Genomic DNA, 9,890 nt, shown 5'->3' on the forward strand with positions numbered 1-9,890 from the left:
GAAGGTCTATGACCAGGTCCGGGATTTTGCCGATAACATCATTGTTCAGGAATATTGCCCCGGGGCAGAGGACCATGTTCAGGTTATGATGTACAAGGGTGAACCGTTTATGGTGGGGGACTATATTGGTGAACACCATATGCCCCTGGCCGGGGGAGTGACCACCCAGCGGATCAGCTGCCGGCATCAGCCTTTAATTGATGATGCTGTCAAGCTGTTTAAGGCCATTGGATATGAGGGATTAGGTGGTGTCCAATATCATTATGATCCTGAAACTGATAAGTATATTTTTCTTGAGATCAACCCCAGGTTTATCGGGGGAACACCTACTTTGATTATGGCGGGATTTAATACCTCTTTTCTTCTCTGGCAGAGCCATTTTGAGCCTGAGAAGATGAAAAAAACAAAGTATCGTTTGGGATTAAGATCCAGAATTCTTGGCGGGGACGCTAACTGGATGATCGGAATGATTCGGGGTGATCAATTGCCTCCCGGACAAACGCGTCTTGGTAAGACAGAGACGGTTTTACGATTTTTGTGGAATTGCTTTCCCTGGACAAAGGATGATGCTTTTATGCTTCGAGATCCTAAGCCTTTTATGGTTGATTTTATGCAGATGGCTAAAAAACTGGGGGCTCAGGGGCATGATATCATTGGTAACCCGGAATCTCAGGATGCTAAGCATTGATTATATTATCCGCAGATTACGCAGATGAACGCAGATCGATATATGTGTGAAAAAAATAATTTGCAAAAATCTGAGGATAAAGGAATTTTAATGCGTGATAGAGAAACGTATGCCTTTATTGGCGCGGCCATGACCGTTTATAATGAACTTGGATCTGGCTTTTTGGAGACGGTTTATCAGGAGGCGCTGGAGCATGAGTTTCAATTCAGGGATTTACCGTATGAGCGGGAAAAAACATTGCCTGTCTACTATCGGGGAAATCAGTTGACAGCTTATTATAAGGCGGATTTTGTTTGCTACGGTTCTGTGATAGTGGAGTTGAAAGCATTGCAGCAATTGACCGGTACTGAGGAAGCACAGGTGATAAATTATATGAAAGCCTCCGGGTTAAACAAAAGTCTGCTGATTAATTTTGGTAGCAGGCAGCTTCAGTACAAAAGACTGGTTTATAATTTGTAGTATCCGCAGATTACGCAGATTTGCGCAGATACCTGTTTAGCTGATAGAAAGCTTTTTATCTGCGGTAATCTGCGTGATCTGCGGATGAAAGAGTTGGATTATGGGACCTGGTGTATTATTTACATTTGATGTGGAGTGCAGCATGGGTGGGGCTTGGGGGACTGATCTTGAGCCTATTCCACCTTCCCGCGGTATGATGGGGCAATATGGTGCCCGGCAGTTTGGGATTCCGCTGATTTGTGAAATTTTGAATCGGTATGATGTTAAGGCTACGTTTTTTCTGGAACCATTTAATGACGAACTTGGATATCCGGGAGAGACGGAACCGGTTTGTCAGTATTTGATGGAGCACGGCCAGGACGTGCAACTCCATGTTCATCCCGGTCATTATCATTACGGCCTCCAGCGTCAGGGAAAGCCCTTTAAGAGGACGGATCAGATTGCAGAACTGCCCCTGGAATTTCAGCAGCAGATGATTTCGGACGGGGCGCACAAGATTACCACATGGACAGGGCAAAAACCCATTGCCTTCAGGGCTGGAAACATGGGGGCGACTGACGATACGCTTAAAATCCTGCCGGAAACCGGAATATGGATGGACAGCAGTTATACTTTTCCCTATGTGGGGGGACAATGCCTGTTTAAAGATAAAGAAAGATACAACGGTTCAAAATGGTATGGAGATGTTCTTGAGGTGGCCCTGTCCGGATTTCGCCAACCGGACTGGCCAGGGCTTTATCCCAGCAAGCCTGTGGACCTGATGGGGTCATCCTTTGAAGAGTGCCGGGATGCTGTGATGATGATCTGTAATGCCGGTGCGGATGCTGTTCTGATTCTGCACAGTTTCAGCCTGTTTAAGGTAAAGGACATACAGTATAACGGCGGCAAACTGAACCGGATTGTCACCCGGCGGTTTGAAAGGTTCTGCAAATGGCTGGCTGATAACAGGGACCAGTATCCGGACCGGACGTTTTCCCAATTGGGAAAAATGGTCAAGGAAGATGGATATACACCTAAATCAGTCCCGCCCTGCTTGATCAACAAGCCGGTCCGGGCATTGACGCGGAAAGTTGTCCAAGGATTGAACAACTTTTACTGGATATAAAAAAGCTCTCCCTTGCCATGTGAGTTAAAAAGACCTTTGAGACGATGTTCACTTAATGAAATTATCCTGTTATTGACAAAGATCATGATACCATATATGGTATTTAGTATAGGGTGATGCGGAGATGGTTATATTAGGACTGTTATAGACACAAATGTTATATTTGCTGGGCTTTATTCGATTAAGGGGGCTTCTTTTCAAGTTTTACGTGCTCTTTATCTCGGAAGAATTGAGCCGATTCTCTCGGTTGCTTTATTATTTGAATACGAAGATGTTTTGAAACGGAATAGCAAAAAACTTGGCTTTACATTCAATGAGATTGATTCTTTTTTGGATAATGTCTGCCGGTTAGGTTCTATTCAGAAAATTCATTATCTTTGGCGTCCGTTTTTACCAGATCCACAAGATGATCATGTCCTTGAATTAGCTGTTGCATCACAGGTCAACAATATCATTACGTTTAATTCTAAGGATTTTAAAGGTGTTGAAAAATTTGGGGTAAAAATTATCAGCCCCAAGCAGTTACTGGAGGATATAAAATGGGAGCGTTAAGCTTAAGATTACCAGAGTCAATACATCGTCATATAAGGGAAATCGCTAAAGCAGAAGGTGTATCAATTAATCAACTCATTTCCTCAGCAATAACTGAAAAAATATCCGCAATAATGACAGAAGAATATTTGAAAAAGAGAGCTGAAAGAGCAGATTTAAAGGATATGGAAACAATTTTACGGAAAGTCGCAGATCGTAAGCCTTTAGAAGGTGATGATTTATAATTTTTAGTATCCACATCCGCAGATTACGCAGATAAATTTTCGGTTAAAAAACGCTTTTTAATAATCTGCGGAAATCTGCGTAATCTGCGGATGTGGATGAAAGACTTTAAATAATGATACCCGTTATTGCCAGAAATATATTTCGTTTTCAGGAGCTTTTACTGGGACGCCCCAGTTTTCAGATCCTTAATGAATTGAATCAGAGCCAGTGGTGGTCAAGGGACCGGCTTGAAAAATTAAGACAGGATCGATTAAATGAGTTGATTCATACGGCATATATCCGGACACCCTATTGGAAAAAACTCATGGATTCGATGCAGATCAAGCCCGGCGATATACGGACCTTAAAAGATCTGCAGCAATTCCCTTTACTGGAAAAAAATACGCTGCGTGAAAAGCGTGAGCAGATGGTCTGGAGGGAAGAGGGAAAACGGGTGCAGTTGGTGCGGACCAGCGGATCTACGAATGAGGCTCTGGAATTCTATACGTCTTCCAGCCGGGAAGCCCATATCAACGCAGCTCGAATGCGGGGCCATGAATGGGTTGGCGTCCGCAGGGGAGAAAAAGAGATGTATTACTGGGGATCCCCGGTGGAACTGAGCAAACAGGACAAAATCAAACGGTTCAGAGATTTTCTTGTCAATGACGGGCTGTCCAACGGTTTTGAACTGAATAAGGACCGGGTCCGGCAGTATGTCTCCCACTGGATGGCATGGAAGCCCAAATGCCTGTTTGGCTATCCTTCTACTTTTGTGTTGACGATTTCCATGTGCCGGAACATGGGGATTAATCTTGATGGTTTGAAAGATCGTGGCCTCCATGTAATTATTACCACATCTGAGATGCTTTCGGATGTGGATCGCGATTTGATCAGCCAGGCATTCGGCGTGCCGGTGTTCGACTCTTACGGATTGCGGGAAGGCGGACTCATCGGACATGAATGCGAACAGGGAACCATGCACTGCATGGATGAGCAGGTGATTCTTGAAACCATTGATCCTGAAACTCTTGAACCCACTGACGGGCATGGGGAACTGGTAGTCACGAATATCGTAGGCAAGGCGTTTCCTGTAATCCGCTACAGGACAGGTGATATTGTTACCCTTTCACAAAAAGAGTGCGCCTGCGGCAGAAAATTGTCCTCAATTGAAATCAGCGGCGGCAGGGCCGTGGAATTTATTGTGACTAAAACGGGAAAATGGGTGGTCGGCTATTCTTTTATCTATATCGCCAGAATGGTAAAAGGCATCGTTAAGTTCCAGGTCATTCAGGAAGAACTTGGTGAGATTCGAATCCTGCTTGCTGTGGACACCAAATTCCCTGAAGACGGTAAAGACCAGGTCAGGGAACTGGCCCGAACCCGCTTAAACAGTGACGACAAAATTCTTGTGGAAATAGTCGACGATATTGAACCGGCGCCTTCTGGAAAATACCGGCCGGTCATCAGTAAAGTAGCTGAACAGCTTTATAAAGAAAGATCTTTTTCCTAACAATTCCATTCCAGCATGCTGTCAAGTTCTTTGGCTATTGTCTTAGGGCCGATGGGCCGCCATCCCCGGCGCCTGTATACCAGTGCTTTAATAGTCTGGAAAACGGCTTTAAAGTCAATTTCCAGGCGAACCGGCGGCTGAAATTTCAGTGGTTTCATCTGCTGTATATCTTTTACTGCCCGGCAGAGACCTGAATAGATTTCTTCCTGAACCATATGGGGGTGTTTGCTCAGGGCGCAGTTTCTTCCCATCCCCTGTTTGGTGATGACTGTTTCTATCCACGGCATGAGGGTTAAGGCCTCCCGGCATCCTTTATCGTCGCTGGAAACAAAGATAAGTGGTACATCAAACTCTCCCGCCACAGCACCATCCAGTGCAATCTCCCCGACAGTACGGCCATTGGCTCGGATACTTTTATAGGCGTCTGAGCTGTATGTATGTGCCAGTACGGCATTTTTTGTCCCTTCCATGGCATGATAGCCAATCATTACAACCCCTGAAAACCGATTGTCCAGCCCGGGAAACCGGCGGGTAAATCCCTTTCCCAAAAGAAGCCTGCACCTTTTGTCAAGCTGATCAATACAAAGATTGAGGCCCTGGCCGTGACTGTCCCAGACCCAAACATCTTCTGCGCCGGAATCAAATAACCCCCGGGCGGCTGCATTGACTTCAAGGGTAGCTTCCCGGCAGGCAAACGTGTAATCCCGGGAAACGCTAAGGGCTTTGCCGGGGCTGCCGACAACGCAGGCCGGACCTTCGCAGTCAACAGCTATGATGAATTTCATTTTTTATTCCTATGACTCATTAATGGTCGTAGTTTAAGTTTATTCGTGGATTTCCTTGATAAGTATTAGAAAATTTTTATATGCTTGTAAAATATTTATTTTGTATTTGTTCCGGTAAATACTTTTATGGGACGTTTGGTTCAAAATAGCTGTAAAATTCATAGAAATTTGCTGTTCGGGCTTGGTACCGGATATGCCATCCTGCTGATTTATGCCAGCCTTATGCCTTTTGATTTTTCGTTTGGACATGGCTGGGGTAGTCAGTATAAATTTTTCTGGAATCATTGGCCTTTCAATCCGGGTGCCAGGATCAGCGGCTCTGATGTGCTCAGTAATCTGGTATTATATGCGCCTTTGGGATGGATAATAACGGTTCGCCTCAGATTATCAAATTTTAATTCAATTTTTTCTCTGACAGTGTCGGGTATTATCTGTTCTCTAATAAGTTTCTTTGTCGAAATGCTCCAGATATTTACAGTTTCAAGGGTAGCGAGCGGTTCTGACTGGCTATTGAATACCATTAGTGGGACAGCGGGAAGTTGTTTGGGACTGGCTGCAGGAAAAACGGTGTGGATTTCAGGCATTGACTGGTTGAAACGCAGTTGGCAGAAAAAACCTGTGGTCATTGCCGCTCTGATGCTTGCCGGATTGACGGCAGCAGACGCACTGTCACCGTTTATACCCACGATTCTGCTGAAACAGGTGGGCCGAAATTTTAAAAAGTCTCTTTTTTCTTTGGATTTTGGATTTGCAGTTCATCCCTGGCACTGGTGGGTGCTTAAAGTCGGGTTATTTTATGCGTGTTTGACCCTGCTTTTCAGTTCTTGCCTGGAAAATAAATTTCGATTTTTAAGGTTGGCACAGGCGGTTTTTGTTGTAGGTCTGTTTTGTTTATCGCTTGAAGTGGGGAAGCTGTTTATTGTGTCCCGCTTCTTTAATACCGCCAATGTGGTTTCAGGATGGCTGGGATGTATTGGTGGGTTGGGCATAGGACTTTTACCCGGAAAACGAAAAAATATTGAGAAATTAAATTGGGGAATTGCCTTGATACTGTTATATATTTTTTATCTTGCGTGGTTTCCTTTTGATTTTAACTGGCGCATGGAACTGATACCGGCAAGGCTGCCGTCTGTTTTAAAGCTCCTTCCCTTGTACGACTACGCTATGGGGGCAAGCCTGAACCATGCCAGGTTGTTTGTTCAGAGTATATTTTTGACGGCCATGCTGGTATATCTGTTAAAGATACGATTGGGGTGGTTTAAGCGGGACGGCTACGGTGTGTTGGCGGCAGCTTTTTTTTGTGCTTTTCTTGGCATACTTCAGGAAGGCGGCCAGCTTTTTTTGGCATCGCGACATCCCTCTATTACAGATATATATTGCTTTGCAGCAGGAGGATGTCTGGGCGCTGTGACCGGACTTTGTCCGGGGAGTGTTGAGATGCGAGGATAGATGGAAAATAAAACAATACAATTTGCCGCTGTCGGGGATCTTCTGTTGACGGCCCGGTCCAGTGACCGGCCCGGCCGGGGGCTTGAGGCTTTATCTGATGAAATTAAATCTCTTTTTAAATCACGTGACTTGGTTTTTGCTAATCTGGAATGTACCCTTGAAGGGGATGAAAAGGTTCCCACAGAACCCCGGTTGCTGACAACGGAAACCCAGATTCTCTCTCTTGGACAATACGGAATTGACTGTGTCTCCCTGGGAAACAATCATGCCTTTGACTATTATGATCATGGTTTTATACGTTTAAAGGAAATGCTGTCCGATATCGGCATCCGCTGCTGCGGGGCAGGATTGAATATTCAGGAGGCAATGGAACCGGTTCGGTACGATATTCAAGGAATACGACTGGCCATTTTGGGCGTTGTAGACCAGTCCAGCGGTATATACCGGTTTGCAGGAGAAAAAGACAGCGGCGTGGCCCCCCTTGAAACAGACTGGGTGTGCAGCCGGATAAAGGAATTGAAACAGACGGTAGATCATGTCATTGTTTCTCCCCATTGGGGCATGGAGCGATTCCTGATTCCTTCCCCGAGCCAAATGGATCAGGCCAGGGCTTTTGCCGATGCAGGCGCATCATTGGTACTTGGACATCATCCCCATGTGGTTCAGGGTATGGAGATGGTCGAAAATGTGCCGGTGGTGTACTCTTTAGGAAATTTTATGTCCAGCCATGTTTACTGGGACAGCGGGGACTATTTGAACTGGAACAAATTTGAGCGGGTTGGCTGTATATTTATGTGTGAGTTCAGCAAGGACAGCTTACTCGGTGTGGAACAGATTCCCGTGTATGATGACGGTGTTTATATTGAGATTGATAAAACCGGTTGGGGAGAAAAATGTATTGATAAAGTCAATCGGCTTCTGGCTTCGGGGGTGACACAGAAAGCATATGGCCGTGAAGCATTCCGGGTGAACAGGATTAAGCCAGTGCTTTCCCATTTGAGCTGGCAGGGTTTGAAAAAAATTCGGCCCAGGCATTTTATCAAGATCTATAAAAAACTGGTATCGTAAACCAAGGAGATCCTATGAAAGCTTTCTTTTTCTGGGGAAGGATGATTTTTCTTTTATTCTTAGGGGCGGTTTCGATTGTGTCTGCTAATGAATCTGACGGCAGTACTCAAAATTCTAAAAGCGGGGCTCAAATCATCCAGGTGTCCGATTTAAAGTCTCTCAGATCTGCCCTTTCTAAAGCAAAGCCCGGTGACCGGATTTTGATTACCCAGGGAATTTATAATGGTGGTTTCGGGCTTGGGAACACCCTCGGGACAAAAGAGCGGCCCATTGTGATTGCCGGAAACGATCCTGAGTTTCCTCCCGTGTTTCAAGGCCGAGGCGAAGCTGTGAAAATGAGCCGGATAGGATATGTAAAGATAAAAAATATCAGGATTGAAAAACGATCCGGCAATGGAATCAATATTGACGACGGGGGTGATCATGGGCAACCGTCTCATCATATCATTCTGGAAAATGTCCAAATAAGTGAGATAGGGAAAAAAGGTAATGTCGATGCCATCAAAATGTCAGGCGTAGATCACTTTGTTGTTAAAAATTGCAGAATGCAGGGATGGGGCGGCTCAGGCATTGACTTTGTAGGCTGTCATAACGGAGTCGTACAGGGCTGCACATTTGAAGGAGTGCCTGGATATCGTACCAAAAACGCCATACAGATTAAAGGAGGCTCCAACCGTGTTCTGGTTGAGAATAATGCATTTATAAATTGTGGGGAGCGAACCATCAGTATAGGCGGAAGTACAGGAAAGCCTTATTTTAGACCACAAAATGCAAATTACGAGGCGGAGAATATAATTGTCGCAGGAAACAAGTTCATTGGCGGAGAAGCGCACATCGCATGGGTGAGCAGCCGGAATTCCCATGTGCATCATAATATTTTTTACCTCCCGGAAAAATATGTCGGCCGTATTCTGCAAGAAACAAAGGATAGTCAATTTATCTTATGCCGGAAAGGTTTTTTTGAGGCAAACATGGTGGTTACCGATGAACGCATCAAGACTTTTTTTAACATCGGGCCAAATACCCTGCCGGAAACCTTTTCTTTTTCAGGAAATGCCTGGTATCGATTTCAATCAGATAAAAAACCTGATCTGCCTACCATGGAAATTGACGGCATATATGATGTATATCCCGACTTACTTGATTTTGGAACGGCTGAAATGAGAATCGGGTCAAAGTCAGATAAGTTGAAGGACGTCGGACCCGGTGCATACACCCCATGGGACAATGGTGCTGATTTTGAAAATATCAATCTTTCCGAAGTAAAATGGATTGAGCGGTCCCAAAGTTCCGGCCGTTTTCCTATGCAGACAGTGATAATAGGTGGAATTTTGGGATCTGCTTTTTTAATTGTAATGATCCGGCGTGTAAGAAAGAAGAAATAACGTGAGGAGCAATCTGCTGTCTTTTGAAAACAATGACCGTTTTTTGGAAATATGGAAATACCGGCAGGGGTTAGACCCGGCCGTCTACCAATATTCTTCGGCCGTCTACCAATATTCTTCTTGATGGACTGGTTGTCGTTGATCAGTTCCACATTTAACCCGGATATGGAAAGAACATCAAAGAGGGGTCCGGAACTGGTCCACGGAGCTTTGGATTGTAATGATGTTTAATCTGTGGTACCGGAAATTTGCCTGATTGCACCTTCTCTCTTGCCGATCCACAGAGATGCCAATCAAAAGATACACAAAGAAACAACAGTGATTGATTGACAAATAGAGTTATGCTGTATACCATTTTGGTATACACTTAGGAGATTAAGCTATGGCTAAAACCGCAATGACGCATACACGGATAACACCCGAAATTAAAGCAGAGGCTGAGCGCATCATTAAAGGATTAGGACTGTCAATATCCGCAGCTCATGAACTTTTTTATAGACAGATTATAACCCATAAAGGCCTGCCATTTGATTTACGTATTTTTAATGAGGATAGCATACAGGCCATGGATGAAGCCAGAAAAGGGGTTGGGAAAAAATACAACACTGTAACAGATATGTTTGATGATATTATCAACTAATGTTACCGATTCGACCTACAAACAGGTTCAAAAAAGACCTGAAGA

The 9,890-nt window shown here is 44.7% G+C and carries 12 protein-coding genes and 1 pseudogene; 11 read left to right on the forward strand and 2 right to left on the reverse strand.

Annotated elements, in window-relative coordinates:
* From AB7U36_RS11440 to AB7U36_RS11465, 6 genes are all read left to right on the forward strand, one after another.
* Positions 1 to 688, forward strand: a 688-nt coding sequence (locus AB7U36_RS11440) for an ATP-grasp domain-containing protein (protein WP_428159904.1), incomplete at its 5' end; no start/stop codon positions are given.
* A gap of 24 nt (positions 689 to 712) precedes the next feature.
* Positions 713 to 1,147 carry a GxxExxY protein gene (locus tag AB7U36_RS11445; protein WP_428159905.1) on the forward strand — a complete coding sequence of 145 codons (435 nt, stop codon included), beginning with the start codon at positions 713 to 715 and terminating at the stop codon, positions 1,145 to 1,147.
* Between the two features lie 100 nt (positions 1,148 to 1,247).
* Positions 1,248 to 2,252: a polysaccharide deacetylase family protein gene (locus AB7U36_RS11450; RefSeq protein ID WP_428159906.1), complete on the forward strand. Its 1,005-nt coding sequence runs from the start codon at positions 1,248 to 1,250 to the stop codon at positions 2,250 to 2,252.
* A 144-nt stretch (positions 2,253 to 2,396) separates the two neighbouring features.
* Positions 2,397 to 2,804, forward strand: coding sequence for a putative toxin-antitoxin system toxin component, PIN family (locus AB7U36_RS11455; RefSeq protein ID WP_428159913.1), 408 nt, complete (start codon positions 2,397 to 2,399; stop codon positions 2,802 to 2,804).
* Complete coding sequence (locus AB7U36_RS11460; RefSeq protein ID WP_428159907.1) at positions 2,792 to 3,028, forward strand: toxin-antitoxin system HicB family antitoxin; 237 nt, start codon at positions 2,792 to 2,794, stop codon at positions 3,026 to 3,028. Before AB7U36_RS11455 ends, AB7U36_RS11460 begins: the two co-directional genes overlap by 13 nt.
* Before the next feature lie 113 nt (positions 3,029 to 3,141).
* A complete protein-coding gene (locus AB7U36_RS11465) occupies positions 3,142 to 4,518 on the forward strand; it encodes a phenylacetate--CoA ligase family protein (protein WP_428159908.1) in 1,377 nt (458 codons plus the stop codon).
* Here AB7U36_RS11465 and AB7U36_RS11470 read toward each other — a convergent pair.
* The gene (locus AB7U36_RS11470) at positions 4,515 to 5,303 is read right to left on the reverse strand and encodes a M55 family metallopeptidase (RefSeq protein WP_428159909.1); all 789 of its coding nucleotides are present in this window, start codon (positions 5,301 to 5,303) and stop codon (positions 4,515 to 4,517) included. The genes AB7U36_RS11465 and AB7U36_RS11470 overlap by 4 nt on opposite strands.
* 39 nt (positions 5,304 to 5,342) lie before the next feature.
* Entirely contained in the window at positions 5,343 to 5,588 is a 246-nt protein-coding gene (locus tag AB7U36_RS11475; protein ID WP_428159914.1) for a hypothetical protein, read from the reverse strand.
* On the opposite strand from AB7U36_RS11475, the pseudogene AB7U36_RS11480 reads away from it, so the two are divergent.
* From AB7U36_RS11480 to AB7U36_RS11500, 5 genes and pseudogenes are all read left to right on the forward strand, one after another.
* Positions 5,526 to 5,789 (forward strand): annotated as a pseudogene (locus AB7U36_RS11480) (hypothetical protein); the annotation flags it as partial. The gene AB7U36_RS11475 and the pseudogene AB7U36_RS11480 overlap by 63 nt on opposite strands.
* A 57-nt stretch (positions 5,790 to 5,846) precedes the next feature.
* Positions 5,847 to 6,752, forward strand: coding sequence for a hypothetical protein (locus AB7U36_RS11485; protein ID WP_428159915.1), 906 nt, complete (start codon positions 5,847 to 5,849; stop codon positions 6,750 to 6,752).
* On the forward strand, positions 6,753 to 7,820 hold the full coding sequence (locus AB7U36_RS11490) for a CapA family protein (protein ID WP_428159910.1): 1,068 nt from the start codon (positions 6,753 to 6,755) through the stop codon (positions 7,818 to 7,820). It abuts the gene before it with no gap.
* Between the two features lie 14 nt (positions 7,821 to 7,834).
* Positions 7,835 to 9,205 carry a right-handed parallel beta-helix repeat-containing protein gene (locus tag AB7U36_RS11495; RefSeq protein WP_428159911.1) on the forward strand — a complete coding sequence of 457 codons (1,371 nt, stop codon included), beginning with the start codon at positions 7,835 to 7,837 and terminating at the stop codon, positions 9,203 to 9,205.
* 382 nt (positions 9,206 to 9,587) lie between these two features.
* Positions 9,588 to 9,845, forward strand: a complete 258-nt coding sequence (locus tag AB7U36_RS11500) for a type II toxin-antitoxin system RelB/DinJ family antitoxin (protein WP_428159912.1) — start codon at positions 9,588 to 9,590, stop codon at positions 9,843 to 9,845.
* Positions 9,846 to 9,890 lie beyond the last annotated feature (45 nt).

This window comes from Desulfobacter sp., from assembly GCF_050177295.1.